Source organism: Streptomyces sp. NBC_01463, from assembly GCA_036227345.1.
Taxonomy (GTDB): Bacteria; Actinomycetota; Actinomycetes; order Streptomycetales; family Streptomycetaceae; genus Streptomyces.
Genome location: CP109468.1, coordinates 4955665 through 4973502 on the forward strand (window position 1 = coordinate 4955665; position 17838 = coordinate 4973502).

The 17838-nt window shown below is 72.2% G+C and carries 12 protein-coding genes and 1 tRNA gene; 10 read left to right on the forward strand and 3 right to left on the reverse strand.

Annotated features, from left to right (window positions below):
- The first annotated feature begins 79 nt into the window (after positions 1–79).
- The 9 genes from OG521_21960 to OG521_22000 all read left to right on the forward strand — a co-directional run bounded on the left by OG521_21960 (position 80) and on the right by OG521_22000 (position 13653).
- Complete coding sequence (locus OG521_21960; protein ID WUW23301.1) at positions 80–1210, forward strand: ABC transporter ATP-binding protein; 1131 nt, start codon at positions 80–82, stop codon at positions 1208–1210.
- Between the two features lie 35 nt (positions 1211–1245).
- Complete coding sequence (locus tag OG521_21965) at positions 1246–1998, forward strand: ABC transporter permease (protein WUW23302.1); 753 nt, start codon at positions 1246–1248, stop codon at positions 1996–1998.
- 79 nt (positions 1999–2077) lie between these two features.
- Positions 2078–2953 (forward strand): ABC transporter permease, encoded by an 876-nt coding sequence (locus OG521_21970; GenBank protein ID WUW23303.1) that lies wholly within the window; start codon positions 2078–2080, stop codon positions 2951–2953.
- Between the two features lie 260 nt (positions 2954–3213).
- Complete coding sequence (locus tag OG521_21975; protein WUW23304.1) at positions 3214–3411, forward strand: hypothetical protein; 198 nt, start codon at positions 3214–3216, stop codon at positions 3409–3411.
- 325 nt (positions 3412–3736) lie between these two features.
- On the forward strand, positions 3737–6616 hold the full coding sequence (gene topA / locus OG521_21980) for a type I DNA topoisomerase (protein ID WUW23305.1): 2880 nt from the start codon (positions 3737–3739) through the stop codon (positions 6614–6616).
- A 427-nt stretch (positions 6617–7043) separates the two neighbouring features.
- Positions 7044–10343 (forward strand): dTMP kinase, encoded by a 3300-nt coding sequence (gene tmk, locus OG521_21985; GenBank protein WUW23306.1) that lies wholly within the window; start codon positions 7044–7046, stop codon positions 10341–10343.
- A 255-nt stretch (positions 10344–10598) separates the two neighbouring features.
- Positions 10599–11804 (forward strand): DNA polymerase III subunit delta', encoded by a 1206-nt coding sequence (locus OG521_21990; GenBank protein ID WUW23307.1) that lies wholly within the window; start codon positions 10599–10601, stop codon positions 11802–11804.
- Between the two features lie 81 nt (positions 11805–11885).
- Complete coding sequence (locus tag OG521_21995) at positions 11886–13436, forward strand: alpha/beta hydrolase (protein WUW23308.1); 1551 nt, start codon at positions 11886–11888, stop codon at positions 13434–13436.
- 143 nt (positions 13437–13579) lie between these two features.
- A tRNA-Thr gene (locus OG521_22000) sits at positions 13580–13653 on the forward strand.
- A 119-nt stretch (positions 13654–13772) separates the two neighbouring features.
- Here OG521_22000 and OG521_22005 read toward each other — a convergent pair.
- The gene (locus OG521_22005) at positions 13773–14624 is read right to left on the reverse strand and encodes an NAD(P)H-binding protein (protein ID WUW23309.1); all 852 of its coding nucleotides are present in this window, start codon (positions 14622–14624) and stop codon (positions 13773–13775) included.
- A 133-nt stretch (positions 14625–14757) separates the two neighbouring features.
- Here OG521_22005 and OG521_22010 point away from each other — a divergent pair, with 133 nt between their 5' ends.
- Complete coding sequence (locus OG521_22010) at positions 14758–15708, forward strand: WYL domain-containing protein (protein WUW23310.1); 951 nt, start codon at positions 14758–14760, stop codon at positions 15706–15708.
- A 126-nt stretch (positions 15709–15834) separates the two neighbouring features.
- Here OG521_22010 and OG521_22015 read toward each other — a convergent pair whose 3' ends face one another.
- Positions 15835–16476 (reverse strand): response regulator transcription factor, encoded by a 642-nt coding sequence (locus OG521_22015; GenBank protein WUW23311.1) that lies wholly within the window; start codon positions 16474–16476, stop codon positions 15835–15837.
- A 2-nt stretch (positions 16477–16478) separates the two neighbouring features.
- Complete coding sequence (locus OG521_22020; protein WUW23312.1) at positions 16479–17789, reverse strand: sensor domain-containing protein; 1311 nt, start codon at positions 17787–17789, stop codon at positions 16479–16481.
- Positions 17790–17838 lie beyond the last annotated feature (49 nt).

Here is a 17838-nt window from a genome sequence, read left to right on the forward strand (position 1 = left end):
CGGCGGGGCGGGCGCGGGACGATTCGGTGGCCCCCGAATTGATGGCGGGCGGTTCGTGGCGGGGCCTAGCGTCCCCGGCATGCTTGCGATCGAGGCGAAGAACCTGCGCCGCACCTACATCAGCCGGACCGGCTTCCTGCGGCCGCGCCGTACCGAGACAGAGGCCGTGCGCGGAGTCACCTTCGAGGTGGCACGCGGCGAGCTCTTCGGACTCCTCGGGCCCAACGGCGCGGGGAAGACCACCACCATCAAGATGCTCAACACCCTGCTGCTGCCCACCTCCGGCACCGCACGGGTGCTGGGCCACGACGTGGCGACCGACCCCGTCGCCGTGCGCCGCAGGATCGGTTACGTCTTCGGCGGCGACCGGGGGCTGTACGACCGGCTCTCCGCCCTCGACAACCTGCGCTACTTCGCCGAGCTGTACGCCGTCGAGCCGCGCGACCAGAAACGGCGGATCGCCGAACTGCTCGACCTGGTGGGCCTCGCCGGCCGGGAGAAGGAGCGCGTCGAGGGGTATTCGCGCGGGATGCGGCAGCGGCTGCACATCGCGCGCGGACTGCTGCACCGGCCCGATGTGCTGTTCCTCGACGAACCGTCCATCGGGGTCGACCCGGTGGCGGCGCGGGATCTGCGGCGCACGGTCGCCGATCTGCGAGCCGGGGGCACCACCGTGCTGCTGACCACCCATTACATGGCCGAGGCGGATGAACTGTGCGACCGGATCGCGGTCATCGCCGGCGGCACGATCCGCGCACTGGGCACCCCGGACCGGCTCAAGTCCAGGGTCCAGGAGCGGGGCATCCTGGAGATCGAGGCGTACGGCGCGGGCGAGGAACACCTCGACCGCATCCGGGCCCTGGCGGGCGTGCACGGAGTGGCGGCCGAGGACCGGGGGAGCCGACAGGCCGTCATCGTGCAGACCGAACGTGGCGCGGAGCTGCACACCCAGGTCCTGGCGGCGCTCGACGGGGTCAGGGTCGGACGGGTCGACACGCGTGAACCCACGCTGGAGGACGCCTACATCGCGATCGTCGAGGAAGCGGATGCGGAGGCGGACGCGGAGGAGGACGCGGACGCGGGAGGGGATTCGGGAGCGCGAACGGCCGAGGATCCGGGTCCAGGTGCGGATCCCGGTGCGGATGCGGATGCGGACGCGGGTGCGGACGCGGGTGCCGGGCGTGCTGACGGGATCGAGGCTGCGGCATGACCGGTGCCCGGGCGCTGCGCCTTACCGTCGTCGGTGTGCGTACGCACGTCACGTACATGAGCCGTTCACCGCTCGAAATCACCTTCGCCGTGCTCGTCCCCCTGGTGTACGCGACCCTCGCCGTCTATCTCTTCCGCGCCTCCGACGACCCCGACCGGCTGCTCACGGCGGCCGTCGGTGCGGGGCTGATGGGCATCTGGTCATCGGTGCTCTTCGGATCCGGCGGTGCCGTGCAGAACCAGCGCTGGCTCGGCACGCTGGAGACGCTGGTCGCCTCGCCCACGCCGCTCTGGCTGGTCCTGCTGCCGATCACCCTGGCCACCGCCGTCATCGGCACCTACGCGATGGGGGCGACGGTGATCTGGGGGGCCGTCCTGTTCGATGTGCCGCTCGACTTCGCGCACCCGCTGCTCTTCCTGGTCGCCGTCCCCGTGTGCGTCCTGTCGCTCGGGATGATGGGGCTGTTGCTTGCCGCCACCTTCGTGCTGTTGCGCAACGCCAACGCGCTCGCCAACCCGCTGGACGCCCCCGTGTGGCTGCTGTCCGGGATGCTCGTGCCCGTCACCGTGCTGCCGGACTGGACGCGTCCGGTCTCCTGGGCGCTGCCCACCACCTGGGGCTCGCGCGCGGTGCACGCGGCGACGTCCGGCGGGGCGGGAACCGCCGGTGTGCTGGTCCCGATGGCCGTGGCCCTCGCCCTCGGCACGCTGTACGCGCTGGTCGCGGTCATGGTCCTGGGGCGCGTCGAACAACGTGCGCGGGCCGCCGCCACTCTCTCCCTCGCCTGAGCCTCCCGCGACGTCTCGGACGCGTACCTCGACGCTCAACCCTGACGCCCCCGCCCGCCCACACCAGGAGTTGTCCCGCATGCCCGCCCCAGCCCCTGCCTTCACCGCCACCCTCGACCCCGGCCTCGACCCCGGCCGCGACCTCGCCCCCAGCCCTGGCCTTCGGCGGAGGATCGTTTCTGCACTGCGGCTCGTCGTCATCGGAGGTGCCCTGTCCTACCGGGCGTTGTTCAACTGGACGACACCGCCCATGTTCATCGGCACCCTGCTGGTCGGGCCTCTGCTGCAGTTGCTCTTCTTCGTCTTCCTGGGGCGGCAGCTCCAGGTCGCCGACGACCAGTTCTATCTGCTCGGCAACGCGGTCGTCTCCGCGTCGACCGCCTGTGTGTACGGCGGCACGATGGCCGTCGCCAACGAGCGCCGGTACGGGACGCTCGGCGCCGTACTGCTGAGCCCCCGGAATCGTGCTCCGCTCTGGTTCGGACGCGCCCTGCCGTATGTACTGAACGGCCTTGTCATCAGCGTCTTCACGCTCACCGCGGCCTGCCTTCTGCTGGGGCTCCGGATTCCGGTTGGGTCCCTGCCCGGACTGGCAGCGGTCCTGCTCGCGGCTGCGGCCGGATGCTCCGCCTTCGGGCTCGCGCTGGGTGCGCTGGGGCTGCGGTTCCGCGATGTCTTCCTCATCTCGAACGTGGCCAGTTCCGCACTCCTGCTCCTGACCGGCGCGAACGTGCCCCGGGAGAACCTCCCGGACTGGATGCGGAGCGTCGGCGACGTCCTGCCGATGACCCACGCGGCCGATGCCGCCCGTCAGTTGTCCGCCGGTGGCGGCCTCGACGGCCGGGGCATCGCCGCCGAACTCGCGACAGGGGCGGGATACGTGCTGCTCGCCCTGGTGCTGCTGGCGGTGTTCGAACGGGGAAGCCGGCGGCGCGCGACCCTCGACGTGATGTGAGCACGTGATGTGAGCGGGGGATGTGAGCGGGGGATGCGAGTGGGGGTGCGCGCTGGGTGATGCGAGCTGCGTGATGTGTGTGGCGTGATGTGAGCGGCGTGATGTGAATTCGGCCATGGCCCGGCGGTCTCGGCTCGGCTCAGCTGGGCTCGGCTCGGGCTGTTCACCCGGAGTTCGCGTCCGCGACGTTCCGTGGTGGGAGCCTCCCCCCGAAAGGCGCGCCGGGCCGCGCCGGGCCGGGGACAGGGAGGCGTACGGGTATGGAGAGCGGACCTGCAGTCCTCGCCGGAGCGGCGTTCGCGCTGTTCGGTGCCGCCTTGCTGCTGTGGACAGGGGCGCGCGTGCTGCACCGTGCGCCGGTGGCGCACGGGGTGAGCCCCGTCGTCTCCACCGCACTCGCCACTCTGTTCGGCGTACTTTTCCTCGTCCTCGGGGTGTGGTGCGTCACCCGCATCTGAACCCCACCTCACCCGGGCCCGCCCCGGCTCCGATCGCCCGCGCCGCCCGGAACACGCCCGGACCGCCCCCCTCTCGCCCCCGGCCCCCGCAGGGCAGCCACAGCGCCGCCGAAACCCGCAGGCAGCGGCCGTGCGCGCGGCGGACCGAGCGGGCCGGGCGGCAGGAATGGCGGAAGTCGGGTTACCGTTCGAGTGGCCGTTGCGGGCTTTTGCCGTTTGACACGGGGGCGGGTTGTACCGTCACACTCCGCAGCGACAGCACTGTCGGCAGCGCCATCGCGCTGCCCTGATGCCCACCGAGCGTCGACCGGAGAGAAGAGCGAAGTTGTCCCCGACCAGCGAGACCGCACAGGGCGGCCGCCGACTCGTCATCGTCGAGTCGCCTGCCAAGGCGAAGACGATCAAGGGCTATCTCGGCCCCGGATACGTCGTCGAGGCGAGCGTCGGGCACATCCGCGACCTCCCGAACGGCGCCGCCGAGGTGCCGGACGAGTACACCGGCGAGGTGCGCCGCCTCGGCGTCGACGTGGAGAACGACTTCCAGCCCATCTACGTCGTCAACGCCGACAAGAAGGCCCAGGTCAGGAAGCTCAAGCAGCTGCTGGCCGAGTCCGACGAACTCTTCCTCGCCACCGATGAGGACCGCGAGGGCGAAGCCATCGCGTGGCACCTGCAGGAAGTCCTCAAGCCCAAGGTCCCGGTCCACCGGATGGTCTTCCACGAGATCACCAAGGACGCGATCCGGGCCGCCGTCGCCAACCCGCGCGAGCTCAACCAGCGCATGGTCGACGCCCAGGAGACCCGACGCATCCTCGACCGCCTCTACGGCTACGAGGTCTCGCCGGTCCTGTGGAAGAAGGTCATGCCCCGGCTGTCGGCGGGCCGTGTCCAGTCCGTCGCCACCCGCCTCGTCGTCGAGCGGGAGCGCGAGCGCATCGCCTTCCGCTCCGCCGAGTACTGGGACCTGACCGGCACTTTCGCCACCGGCCGCTCCGGTGACGCCTCCGACCCCTCGACGCTCACCGCCCGCCTCAGCGCGGTCGACGGGCGCCGCATCGCCCAGGGCCGTGACTTCGGTCCCGACGGGCAGCTCAAGGCCGGGTCCGCGCAGACCCTGCACCTGGACGAGACGAACGCCCGGGCGCTGGCCGCCGCGCTCGCCGAGTCCACGTTCGCCGTGCGGTCCGTCGAGTCGAAGCCGTACCGCCGCTCCCCGTACGCTCCGTTCCGTACGACGACCCTCCAGCAGGAGGCGAGCCGGAAGCTGGGCTTCGGGGCCAAGGCCACCATGCAGGTCGCGCAGAAGCTGTACGAGAACGGCTTCATCACCTATATGCGTACCGACTCCACGACCCTCTCGGACACCGCGATCTCCGCGGCCCGGGCCCAGGTCACGCAGCTGTACGGCGCCAATTACCTGCCGGACAAGCCGCGCACGTACGCCGGCAAGGTCAAGAACGCGCAGGAGGCGCACGAGGCGATCCGCCCCTCCGGCGACCGCTTCCGCACCCCTGCCGAGACCGGTCTCACCGGTGACCAGTTCCGGCTCTACGAGCTGATCTGGAAGCGGACCGTCGCCTCCCAGATGAAGGACGCGGTCGGTAACTCCGTCACCGTCAAGATCGGCGGCCGGGCGAGCGACGGCCGGGACGCCGAGTTCTCCGCGTCCGGCAAGACGATCACCTTCCACGGCTTCATGAAGGCGTACGTCGAAGGCGCCGACGACCCGAACGCCGAGCTCGACGACCGTGAGCGCCGGCTGCCGCAGGTCGCCGAGGGCGACGCGCTGACCGCCGACGAGGTCACCGTCGACGGCCACGCCACCAAGCCGCCGGCCCGCTACACCGAGGCCTCGCTGGTCAAGGAGCTGGAAGAGCGCGAGATCGGCCGCCCGTCGACGTACGCCTCGATCATCGGGACGATCCTCGACCGCGGGTACGTGTTCAAGAAGGGCACGGCGCTCGTCCCGTCCTTCCTGTCGTTCGCCGTGGTCAACCTGCTGGAGAAGCACTTCGGCCGGCTCGTCGACTACGACTTCACGGCCCGCATGGAGGACGACCTCGACCGCATCGCGCGGGGCGAGGCCCAGTCCGTGCCGTGGCTGAAGCGGTTCTACTTCGGTGCGCAGGCCGGTGACGACGCGGCCGGTGCCGGAAAGGCCTCCGACGCGGGCAACGGCGACGGCGACCACCTCGGCGGTCTCAAGGAGCTCGTCACCGACCTCGGTGCGATCGACGCCCGGGAGATCTCCTCGTTCCCCGTCGGCAACGACATCAAGCTCCGCGTCGGCCGCTACGGCCCGTACATCGAGCGCGGCGAGAAGGACTCCGAGGGGCACCAGCGCGCGGACGTCCCCGAGGACCTGGCACCCGACGAGCTGTCCGTCGAGTACGCGGAGGAGCTGCTGGCCAAGCCGAGCGGCGACTTCGAGCTCGGTGCGGACCCGGTGAGCGGGAACCAGATCATCGCCAAGGACGGGCGCTACGGTCCGTACGTCACCGAGGTGCTGCCCGAGGGCACGCCGAAGACCGGCAAGAACGCGGTGAAGCCGCGGACGGCCTCGCTGTTCAAGTCGATGTCGCTGGACACGGTGACGCTGGCCGACGCGCTGAAGCTGATGTCGCTGCCGCGTGTGGTCGGTGAGGACGCCGAGGGTGTCGAGATCACCGCGCAGAACGGCCGCTACGGCCCGTACCTGAAGAAGGGCACGGACTCGCGGTCGCTGACCTCCGAGGACCAGCTCTTCGACATCACCCTCGAAGAGGCCCTCGCCATCTACGCCCAGCCGAAGCAGCGCGGGCGGGCCGCGGCGAAGCCGCCGCTGAAGGAGCTGGGCACGGACCCGGTGAGCGGGGCTCCGGTCGTCGTCAAGGACGGGCGCTTCGGCGCGTACGTCACCGACGGCGAGACGAACGCGACGCTGCGGACCGACGACAGCGTCGAGGACATCACTCCGGAGCGCGGCTACGAGCTGCTCGCCGAGAAGCGGGCCAAGGGGCCGGCCAAGAAGAAGACGGCGAAGAAGGCTCCGGCGAAGAAGGCGCCTGCCAAGAAGGCGACGGCGGCGAAGAAGACGGCTACGGCCACGAAGAAGACCGCGGCGAAGAAGACCACTGCCGCGAAGAAGACGACGACCGCGGTGAAGAAGTCCGCGGCCAAGAAGACGGCGACTTCCGCGTCTTCCTCGGTGTCTTCGGAGGACTGACCTTCCGGGTTCCTGAACGCCGGGTGGGCTGGACGAGTGTCCGGGCCGCCCGGCGTTGCCGTGTTCCGGGGCGGGTGGGTGAGTGGGTGGGTGGGTGTGGACGGGGGCGGGTGGCGCGCCTGCGGCGGGCCTTGTCCCCTCCCCGCCCCTTCCCGAAACCGGGGGCTCTGCCCCCGGGCCCCCGCTCCTCAAACGCCGGAGGGGCTGGGAGGCGCTCCGGAAAGGCTGGAGGGTCTCGCTCCCGAAGGGCTGGGGGAAGGGACCCTGAGGGGGCAGGGAAGGGACCCCGGAGGGGCGGGGACGGGACCCCGGAGGGGGCGGGGAAAGGACCCCGGAGGCGCGGGGAGAGAACCCCCGCGGAGGCCGCTGCGGTCGTATGTTCGGACGCGGACCGCGGGCACCGGCTTGCTCCCGATAGGCTGGGCGGATGACGCGAGCCGAGCAGCCAACGGTCGTGAGCCCCACCTCCGACACACTTGCCGCAGACTCACGCGAGCGCGCCGTACGAGCCCTGTTGCGTGTTCCCCCGCTGAAGCGGTTGTGGAGCGCCCAGCTCGTCGGCAGTACCGGCGATGCACTCGCCCTTCTCGTGCTGGTGTTGCTGTCGCTGCAAGCGGCGGTCCTTGAGGGCTCATTCGGATCCGGATACCGCGGGGCGGCCTTCGCCGTCGCCGCCGTGTTCGGGGCCCGGATTATTTCCACCCTGCTCTTCGGAGCCGTACTCCTGGGGCCGTTGACGGCCCTGACGGCGCCGGGAGGGCCGCTCGACCGGCGGTGGCTGATGATCGGCGCCGACGGGCTGCGGCTCGCGCTGCTGGTCGTCGCGCCGCTGTGGATCGACTGGATGCCCGACAGGGCGCTCCTGATGATCCTCATCACCGTCTTCGTCACCGGCGCCGGTGAGCGGCTGTGGACGATCGCGAAGGACGGGGCGGCGCCCGCGCTGCTGCCCGCGCCGCCGATCGAGGGCGCCGCGGTGCGCCCGCTGCCGGATCACCTGGACGCGCTGCGCAGGCTCTCCCTGCGGACCGACTTCGCCGCCGTTCCCGTCGCCGCCGCCGTGCTGCTGGTCGCCACACTGATCGGCAATCTGCTGGGCTCGGGCCTGGAGTGGTTCTCCTTCCACCAGGCGGCCCTCGGCTCGTACGTCGCGGCCGGGCTGTTCTCCGCCTCCATCTCCACCCTGTACTTCCTGGAACTGCCCGGTTCGCCGACGCCCCGGCCGCGCTCGCCCCTGGAGGGGCTGCGCCGGCCGTCCGCCGGCAGCGGACCGGACAAGGGCCGCACCGGCGCCGTACCGCTGATCGTCGCGACCTGTGCCGCCGTCGCCGGAGCGATCGCGGCCGCGGCCGCCGTCGCCGTCCTGCACGCCACCGACCTGGGTGGTGGCCCCGCCACCTTCGCCCTGCTGATCCTCGCCCTGACCGGCGGCACGGGCGTCGGCATCCGTACCGCGCAGAAGGTGCTGCCGGCCCTGTCGCGCCGCCGGCTGCTCTCCCTGGCCACCGCCGTCACCGGGGTCGCGCTCCTTGCGATGGGCCTGGTGCCGGACACGGCGACCGTCGTCCTGATCGCCGTGCTCGCCGGATACGCGGCGGGTGTCGCCGCCAACACCGGCCATGTCCTCGTCGACCAGGAGACCGAGGAATCCCGCCGGACCCGCACCGCCGAACACCTCCAGGCCGTCGTCCGGGTCCTGATCGCGCTCGGCGCGGTCGGCGGCCCCCTGGTGGCCGCCGCCATAGGAACCCACCGGCTGACCGCGGGGGACTTCGTCTTCGCGCACGGTGGCGCGGCCTTCACCCTGATGCTGATCGGCGCCCTGCTGCTGCCGGTCGCCGCGATCGTCCTCGCGAAGACGGACGACCGTTCTGGAGTGCCGCTGCGCCGTGATCTGCGGGAGGCGCTGCGTGGCGGCGACCCGGCGGTCGCCCCCGCCGCGACCGGCTTCTTCCTCGCCCTGGAGGGCGGCGACGGAGCGGGCAAGTCCACCCAGGTCGAAGCGCTCGCCGACTGGATCCGCGCCAAGGGCCACGAGGTCGTCGTCACCCGTGAACCGGGCGCGACCCCCGTCGGCAAGCGGCTGCGCTCGATCCTGCTCGACGTTTCGTCGGCCGGGCTCTCCAACCGGGCCGAGGCACTGCTGTACGCCGCCGACCGCGCCGAGCACGTCGACTCGGTCGTGCGTCCGGCGCTGGAGCGCGGCGCGATCGTCATCTCCGACCGCTACATCGACTCGTCCGTCGCCTACCAGGGCGCGGGCCGTGATCTCGCGCCGACCGAGATCGCCCGGATCTCGCGCTGGGCGACGAGCGGCCTCGTACCGCATCTGACCGTGCTTCTGGACGTCTCCCCGGAGACCGCGCGGGAACGGTTCACCGAGGCGCCCGACCGGCTGGAGTCCGAGCCGCTCGAATTCCACAACCGGGTGCGTTCCGGCTTCCTGACGCTGGCCGCCGCCGACCCGACGCGCTACCTGGTGGTGGACGCCGGCCAGGAACCGGAGTCGATCACCACGGTCGTACGTCACCGGCTCGACCAGCTCCTTCCGCTCTCCGAGGCCGAGATCAGGGCCCGGGAGGAGGCGCGCAAGGCCGCCGAGGAGGAGGCCCGTCGCCTCGCCGAGGAGGAGGCCGCGCGCAAGGCGGAGGAAGAGCGCCTGGAGCGCGAACGGCAGGAGCAGCTCGCCAAGCTCCGCGCCGAGGAGGCGGAGCGCAAGCGCCGCGAGGAGGAGGAAGCGCGCCGCCGCGAGGCCGAACGCCAGGCGGAGGAGGCCCGTCAGCGTGCGGAGGAGGCGCGGCAGCGCGCCGAGGAGGAGCGGGTCAGGCTCGAAGCGGAGGAGGCCGCCCGCGAGGCGGAGCAGGCGCGGCTGCGCCGCCAGGCCGAGGAGGAGGCCCGGCTCCGTCAGGAGGCCGAGGCCAAGCGGCTGGAGAAGCAGCGCAAGGCGGAGGAGGCCCTGCTGAGGGCCGAGGCCGCTCGCAGGCAGGCGGAGGCCGATGCCGCGGCCGCGGCGGAGAGTGCGCGGGCCCAGGCGGCCGCGGCCCAGGCGGAAGCCGAGGCAGAGGCGGCCGAGGCCGCTGCTGCGGCGGAGGCTTCGCGTGCCCGGACCTCGCGGTCCGCGCCGCATTCCGAGCCGTCTGCGTCTTCCACGTCCTCGTCCTCGTCCTCGTCCTCGTCGTCGTCCTCGTCCTCGTCTTCCGTTCCGGACAACGAGCTGACGGTGCCGACCCCGATCGTGAACCCGAACGAGATCACTCAGCCGGTGCCCTCTCCGGTGGATCCGTCCTCCGGCCGGGGACGGACTCGGCACGCGGCCCCGTCCGCGCCCTGGCCGTCCGACGAGGCCGAGACGGCGATGATCCCGAAGGTCTCCGATCCGTCCGGGCCGTCCGGTGCCGCGGACGAGACGGCGGTGCTGCCGCCGGTACGGGACGCCGACCCCGCCGACCGGGTGCCGCGCGGCATCTTCCGGGACGAGCGCTCAGCGGGCTCCGCACCTGAGGGCGAGAACGAACGCACCCGTGAGCTGCCGCAGATCACCGATCCGCACGCGGACCGGGAGCAGCGGGAGCAGGAGCAGCATTCGGGCCGGTCGCGGCGGCCGCGTCCCGACTGGGCGGAGGAGACTCCGCTGGACGATCTGCCCACGCTGGCCGACGAACTGCTCGGTGACCACGACGACGAGGACCCCGGGTCCACCGGCCGGGGGCGCCGCCCGCGCCGCTGACGGTATCGAGTACCGAGCGAGTACCGAGTACCGAGTACGCCGATGGTCCCGCGCGAACAGGCGCGGGGCCATCGGCGTTCCGGAGTCCGGCCTCCGCCGTATCGCCGTATCGGCGCATCGGTGAGGTCCCGGCAGTCCGTCCGCCGGGATTGTCAGACGCGTCCCTCACAATGGGAGGCCAGGGGAAAGCCGGATCGACGAACGCCACGGCGACAGCCGTGACGAGAGCCGCACACCACGGAAGGGCGGTGACCGATGTCCGTATGGGACGACCTGGTCGGCCAGGACCGCGTGCAGGAGCAGCTCGCTGCCGCCGCCAGGGATGCCGACGCGCTGGTCACCGCCCAGGCCACGGGGGAGCCGGTGCCGCCCGGCTCGAAGATGACCCATGCCTGGCTGTTCACCGGCCCGCCGGGCTCCGGGCGGTCCACCGCCGCCCGGGCCTTCGCCGCGTCGCTGCAGTGCACCAGCCCGGACCGTGCCCTGGGCGGGGCACCGGGCTGCGGTTTCTGCGACGGCTGTCACACGAGCCTCATCGGGACACACGCCGACGTCGACGTGATCCGCACCGATCTGCTGTCCATCGGTGTGAAGGAGACCCGCGAGCTAGTCCGCCGCGCCCAGCTCTCGCCGGCCGTCGGACGGTGGCAGGTCATCGTCATGGAGGACGCCGACCGCCTCACCGAGGGCGCGGGCAATGTGCTGCTGAAGGCGGTCGAGGAGCCCGCGCCGCGCACGGTGTGGCTGCTCTGCGCGCCCTCGCTGGAGGACGTGCTGCCCACGATCCGTTCCCGCTGCCGCCATCTCACCCTGCGCACTCCGTCGGTCGACGCCGTAGCGGATGTGCTGATCCGGCGGGACGGCATCGAGCCGGAGCGGGCCGCCGCCGCAGCCCGGGCCACCCAGGGACACATCGGCAGGGCCCGTCGCCTCGCCACCGACGAGCGGGCCCGCGCCCGCCGGGCGGCCGTCCTGAAGCTGCCGCTGCGCGTCGAGGACATCGGGGGCTGTCTGAAGGCCGCGCAGGAGCTGATCGACACCGCCACGGACGACGCGAAGCAGGCCTCGGAGGATGTCGACGTCAAGGAGACGGAGGACATGAAGGCCGCGCTCGGCGCCTCCGCCGGGGGCCGGATGCCGCGTGGCACCGCAGGGGTGATGAAGGAGCTGGAGGACCGGCAGAAGCGCCGCAAGACGCGTACGCAGCGCGACAGCCTCGATCTGGCCCTCACCGAACTGACCGGGTTCTACCGCGATGTGCTCGCCCTGCAGCTGGGCTCGCGCATCGCCATCGCCAACGCCGACGCGCAGGATTCCCTCGACCGGATCGTGCGCTCGTCCACGCCCGAGCGCACCCTGCGCCGGATCGAGGCGGTGGGCGCCTGCCGCCGGGCGCTGGACCGGAATGTGGCCCCGCTGCTCGCGGTGGAGGCGATGACGATGGCGCTGCGGGCGGGCTGACGCTCCCGGCAGGCCGCTCACCGAATCACCCGAAAGAGCAGGGAATCGGATGAGTCGTCGCCCGGCGGCTACGCTCCGGACATGGACACCAGGCGCCCGTTCCGCACCCTCGCCCTCGCGCTCGGCACAGCCGGCCTCCTCATCTCCGGCTGCAGCAGCGGAAGTTCGACTTCGGGCGCCTCGTCCCCGGCGCAGGCGGCCTCGGCCTCTCCGTCCGCCGTGCCGACAGCGCTGAAGTCGTTCTACGGCCAGCACCTGAGCTGGCGGGACTGCGGTGTCAGCGGATTCCAGTGCACCACGATGAAGGCGCCGCTCGACTACGCGAAGCCGGACGGCGACGAGATCAAGCTGGCGGTGTCCCGGAAGAAGGCCACCGGACCGGGCAAGCGGATCGGCTCCCTCCTGGTGAACCCGGGAGGTCCCGGCGGATCCGCCATCGGCTATCTCCAGGGCTATGCCGCGATCGGCTACCCGGCGCAGGTGCGCGCCCGCTACGACATGGTCGCCATCGATCCGCGCGGGGTGGCGCGCAGCGAACCCGTCGAATGTCTCACCGGTTCGCAGATGGACGCCTACACCCAGGTCGACCAGACGCCGGACGACGCGGTCGAGGTCACGAAGCTGAGCGGTGCGTTCAAGAAGTTCGCCACGGGCTGCGAGCAGCGCTCGGGCGAGATCCTGCCGCACGTCTCGACCGTGGACACGGCCCGCGACATGGACATGCTGCGCGCCCTGCTCGGTGACGAGCAGCTGCACTACGTCGGCGCCTCGTACGGCACCTTCCTGGGCGCGACGTACGCCGAGCTCTTCCCCGGGCGGGTGGGCCGGCTCGTCCTCGACGGCGCGATGGACCCCTCGCTGGCATCGGTCGACATGAACCGCGACCAGACGGCGGGCTTCGAGACCGCCTTCCAGTCCTTCGCCCAGGACTGCGTGAAGAAGGCGGACTGCCCGCTCGGCACGACATCCGCAGCCGACGCGGCGACCAACCTGAAGAAGCTGTTCAGCGACCTCGACGCGAAGCCGATCCCCACGGGCGAGTCCCGGAAGCTCGGCGAGTCCCTCGCCACCACCGGCGTCATCGCCGCGATGTACGACGAGACGGCCTGGCCCCAGCTCCGCGAGGCGCTCACCGCTGCCCGGGCGGGCGACGGATCGGGCCTGCTCGCCCTGGCCGACAGCTACTACGAGCGCGAGCCGAACGGTACGTACGCGAATCTCATGTACGCCAACGCTGCCGTGAACTGCCTCGACCTCCCGCCCGCCTTCGCCACCTCCGAGGCGGTCACCCAGGCCCTCCCCACCTTCGAGAAGGCCTCCCCGGTCTTCGGCAAGGGCTTCGCCTGGGCCTCCCTGAACTGCGCCTACTGGCCGGTCCCCGCCACCGGCACCCCGCACCGGATCAAGGCCGAGGGCGCCGCCCCGATCGTGGTCGTCGGCACCACCCGCGACCCGGCGACCCCGTACAAGTGGGCCCAGTCCCTCGCCGGCCAGCTCTCGTCCGGCACCCTCCTCACCTACGAGGGCGACGGGCACACGGCGTACGGCCGCGGCAGCGACTGCATCGACACGGCGATCAACACCTACCTCCTGGAGGGCACCCCGCCGGCCGACGGCAAGAAGTGCTCCTGACCCCGCCCGCCCGGCCTCCGGCCCGCCGCCGGGGCACCCCACTGACCTGGGCATACAGCCGCACGACGGGCCGGTACGGAGCACCCTCCGAAACTGTGTAGACTTGGCGACGCTGCTGACCGCACCATGGTGCGACAGCGCGTGCCGCCTTAGCTCAGTTGGCCAGAGCAACGCACTCGTAATGCGTAGGTCTCGGGTTCGAATCCCGAAGGCGGCTCGGATCAGCCCCAGGACTCACTCGCCGTGACCTGGGGCTTTTTCATGTCCGGCCGCCCGCGCCCGGCCGGTGTACCCCTCCGGTGCACCGGCTTCTCCTCTCTTCTGCGGCCCTTGCGGTTACCTGAAGGCCGCGATGTTGCGTCCGGCCCAGTCGGCGAACGTGCGGGCCGGGCGGGCGAGGAGCTGTTCCGTCACCGGGCTGATCCGCTGTTCGGCGGGGGTGGGTTCGCCGAGGATCGCGAGGGTGGTGTCGATCACCGGGTCGGGCATGAACCGCCGCATCTGCGCCCGTGCTTCGTCGGCCGTCTGCTCGACGAAGTCGACCCGTTCGCCGAGCAGGTCGGCCAGGGTGCGGGCCCGTTGCCTGGGCGTGGTGAGGGCGGGGCCGGTCAGTTCGTACGTCGCTCCGGCGTGGCCGTCCTCGTACAGCGCGATGGCCGCCACGTCGGCGATGTCGGCCGGGTCGACGACCGGCAGGCCCACATCGCCGAAGGGTGCGGCCACCGTCCGGTGCGTGCGGACCGGTTCGGCCCAGGCGTAGGCGTTGGAGGCGAAGCCTCCGGGGCGCAGGATCGTCCAGTCCGCGCCCGACTGCCGTACCGCCTCCTCCATGGCCCGGCCCGCGGCGCCGTGCGAGGCGGACTGCGGCCGGGTGGCGACTCCCTGGGAGGACAGCAGGACGATACGGGCCACGCCGCCCGCTTTCGCCGCGTCCAGGATGGCCGGCACGTTCAGCAGGTGCGCGCCCGCGCCGGTGTCGTGCAGGAACAGCGCCTCGGCGCCGTCGAGTGCGGGGCGCAGGCTTTCGGGGGACGCGAGGTCCGCGCGGTGATGCCGCACCTGCGCCGGTGCGGCGCCGGGACCCGCGGCGGCATTCCGCGACACGGCCGTCACCTGCCGGCCGGCTGCCGCGAGTGCCTCGACGAGCGGGCGTCCGACGTTTCCGGTGGCTCCGGTCACCACGATCATGAGTTCACGTTCCTTCGTTGAATGGGCCGATGGGAGACCTGTGCGCCGCGAGCTGCCGCCGCTTCGGTCATGACCTCATCCTGAAAGCTGAACTGGCCACCTTCTGGCCAGTTTTCCCAGGAGAATCTCCGGCATGAGAGCTGATCGTCTGGTGGCGCTGCTGCTGTTCCTCCAGGTACGTGGCCGGGTCACCGTCGCCCAGGTCGCGGCCGAACTCGACGTGGCCGAACGCACGGCCCGCCGCGACCTGGAGGCGCTCGCGGCCGCCGGGATCCCCGTCTACTCGCAGCGGGGGCGCGGCGGGGGCTGGTCCCTCGTGGGCGGAGCCCGTACCGACCTCACCGGACTGACCGCCGACGAGAGCCGGGCGCTCTTCCTGCTCGCCGGTCCGTCCTCCGCGTCGCCCGAACTCCGCACCGCCCTGCGGAAGCTGGTGCGGGCCCTGCCCACGCCGTTGCGCCCGGGCGCCGAGGCGGCGGTGCGCGCGGGGGTCGCCGACGCCACCGACTGGTCGCGCACCGCCGTGACGGCGGATGAGCCCCAACTCGGTGCGCTCCAGCGCGCCGTGGTCGACGGGGTGCAGGTCAGGATGGGCTACGCGACACCCGGCAGGCCCGCCGGTGAGCGGACCGTGCATCCGCTCGGGATCGCCTCGAAGGCCGGCGTCTCGTATCTCGTCGCCGGCACGGAGAGCGGGCTGCGGGCTTTCCGGCTCAGCCGGGTCACCTCCGTGGCGGCGACGGGGGAACCGGTCGTGCGGCCGGACGGCTTCGACCTCGCCACGGCCTGGCGCTCCCTCGCCGCGGTGATGGAGGACCGGATGTACGCGGTGACGGTGCGCGGGCGGGCCGAGGCCGGTGCCGAAGGCGTCCTGCAACGGCTGTTCGGCGCCCGGCTGCGCATCATCGGTCCGGCGGTCGCCGACGGGTGGCTCGGGATCGAGGTGGACGGGCCGTCGGCAGAGGTGCTGGCCGCGCAGCTGGCCGGTCTGGGGTCGCGGGTCGAGATCCTCGAACCGGCGGCCGCCCGCGCACGGCTCGCGGAACTCGCGTCCGAACTGGCCGCCGTCTACGGGCCGCCGTGACCGCGTTCGGAGAGAGAAAGAGAGACGGTCTCCGTCAGCCGTCAGCCGTCAGCCGTCAGAGCCGTCAGCTGTCACCCGTATCCGTCGCCCGTCTCCGTACCGCCTCGCGGTCCGGTCGGGGCCTGGTCACCCCCGCAGATACGCCAGTACCGCCAGCACCCGGCGGTTCGTGGTGTCGTCCAGCGACAGGTCGAGCTTGCCGAGGATGCTGCCGAAGTGCTTGCTGACCGTGCCCTCGCTGACCGTCAACGCCGCGGCGACCGACGCGTTGGACCTGCCCTCCGCCATCAGGGCCAGCACCTCCTGCTCGCGCGCGGTCAGCCGGGAGAGGGGGGCCCGGCGGCGGCGGATGAGCTGGCGGACCACCTCGGGGTCCACGACCGTGTTCCCGGCCGCGACCCGGTGCAGGGCGTCGATGAACTCCTCGACGTCGCCGATGCGTTCCTTGAGCAGGTAGCCGACGCCCGTACCGTCCGAGGAGTCGAGCAGGTCCTCGGCGTACGTGCGCTGGACGTACTGACTGAGTACGAGGATGGGCAGCCCGGGCTGCCGGATGCGCAGTTCGATCGCGGCCCGCAGCCCCTCGTCGGAGAAGCCCGGCGGCATGCGGACATCGGTCACCACGATGTCCGGGCCGTGCTCGGCCACCGCCGCGATCAGCTCGTCGGCCGTGCCGGCGCCCGCCACCACCTGATGGCCGAACCGTTCCAGCAGGCCGATCAGTCCCTCCCGCAGGAGCACACTGTCCTCGGCCAGTACGATGCGCACGCTCACGTCCTTGTTTCCGCAGGTGACATGGGGACCTGCAGTCGGAACACCGTGGGCCCGCCGGGCGGACTGGACAGTAGCAGGCGGCCGTCGAGCACCGAGACGCGGTCGGCCACGCCCTGAAGTCCCGTACCGCCGCCGGTGTCGGCGCCGCCCGCCCCGTCGTCGTACACCTCCACCACCAGCCGGCCCTTCTCCGTCCGGCCGCTCACCCGGGCCCGCTCCGCCCCGCTGTGCTTGGCCACATTGGCCAGTGCCTCGCAGACCGCGAAGTACACGGCCGTCTCGACCGCCTGGGGCAGCCGGTCCGGCAGGGCGAACTCCACGTCCACCGGGATCACCGAGCGGTCCGCGATGTCCTCCACCGCCGCCGCGAGTCCGCGGTCGGTGAGGACCTGGGGGTGGATGCCCCGGATGAGTTCCCTGATCTCCGCCAGCGCGACCCCGGCCTCCTTGTGCGCCTTGGCCAGCAGCCCGGCCAGCGGTTCGGCCGGGCTCTCCAGCCGGGCCAGTCCGAGCGTCATGGACAGGGCGACGAGCCGCTGCTGCGCGCCGTCGTGCAGATCGCGCTCGATCCGGCGGCGCTCCGCCTCGAAGGCGTCCACCAGACGCATCCGGGAGCGTCCCAACTCCCTGATCCGCGAGTCCAGTCCGGCCTCCGGTGCGCGGAGCAGCTGCCGGGTCAGCTCGGCCCGGCCGGCCGCCAGCGCCCCCAGCGGATACGCGAACAGGGGCAGCAGCACGAGTCCGGCGAGCAGGGCCGCGACGGCGGGCGGAGGGGAGTGGATCAGCCAGATCTTCAGTACGCGGGCCTCCTCGCCGCCGTTCGCCGCCAGCATCACCGGAGCGGCGATCAGGCCGCCGCAGATGACTAGGGCGGTCCCGACGGCCAGGGCCTCCAGGGGCCACAGCACCAGGGCGAACAGCAGCGCGTAGCCCAGCTCCCGCCAGGTGGCGCGTTCCCGGAGGCGGGTGCGGAGCCAGGACGAGAGGCCGGTGCCGTCCGGGTCGCGGTGCGCCGGGGCGAGGGGGCGGGGGTCGAGCAGGCGCAGTCTGCGCCGCTCCACTGCGGCCACCGGTATGCCCGCGAGCACGAGCGTGAGGAGCAGCGGGATGCCGATCAGGAGCACGCTCAGTGCGCTGCCGGCGACGGCCAGGAGGAGGAGCGCGGTGAGGTTCGCGAGGCCCAGGGGCACGCTCGTCAGCAGGTAGAGCGTGGCGCGCCACGGCCAGGCGCTACGCAGGTAGCGGCGCTGTCGCAGGGCCTGCCACAGGCCCGGGGAGGGCAGGGGGTCAGCGGCGGAGGAGGGCATGGGGGGAACGGTAGGCCGGGCACGGGGAGGCAGACCACCCGGCGGGGTG

What these genes read in the sequence shown, in the direction of transcription:
- OG521_21960 (WUW23301.1), top strand. Translation starts at nt 80, where the DNA reads ATGCTTGCGATCGAGGCGAAGAACCTGCGCCGCACCTACATCAGCCGG.
- OG521_21970 (WUW23303.1), top strand. Translation starts at nt 2,078, where the DNA reads ATGCCCGCCCCAGCCCCTGCCTTCACCGCCACCCTCGACCCCGGCCTC.
- OG521_21975 (WUW23304.1), top strand. Translation starts at nt 3,214, where the DNA reads ATGGAGAGCGGACCTGCAGTCCTCGCCGGAGCGGCGTTCGCGCTGTTC.
- tmk (WUW23306.1), top strand. Translation starts at nt 7,044, where the DNA reads ATGACGCGAGCCGAGCAGCCAACGGTCGTGAGCCCCACCTCCGACACA.
- OG521_21990 (WUW23307.1), top strand. Translation starts at nt 10,599, where the DNA reads ATGTCCGTATGGGACGACCTGGTCGGCCAGGACCGCGTGCAGGAGCAG.
- OG521_21995 (WUW23308.1), top strand. Translation starts at nt 11,886, where the DNA reads ATGGACACCAGGCGCCCGTTCCGCACCCTCGCCCTCGCGCTCGGCACA.
- OG521_22005 (WUW23309.1), bottom strand. Translation starts at nt 14,624, where the DNA reads ATGATCGTGGTGACCGGAGCCACCGGAAACGTCGGACGCCCGCTCGTC.
- OG521_22010 (WUW23310.1), top strand. Translation starts at nt 14,758, where the DNA reads ATGAGAGCTGATCGTCTGGTGGCGCTGCTGCTGTTCCTCCAGGTACGT.
- OG521_22020 (WUW23312.1), bottom strand. Translation starts at nt 17,789, where the DNA reads ATGCCCTCCTCCGCCGCTGACCCCCTGCCCTCCCCGGGCCTGTGGCAG.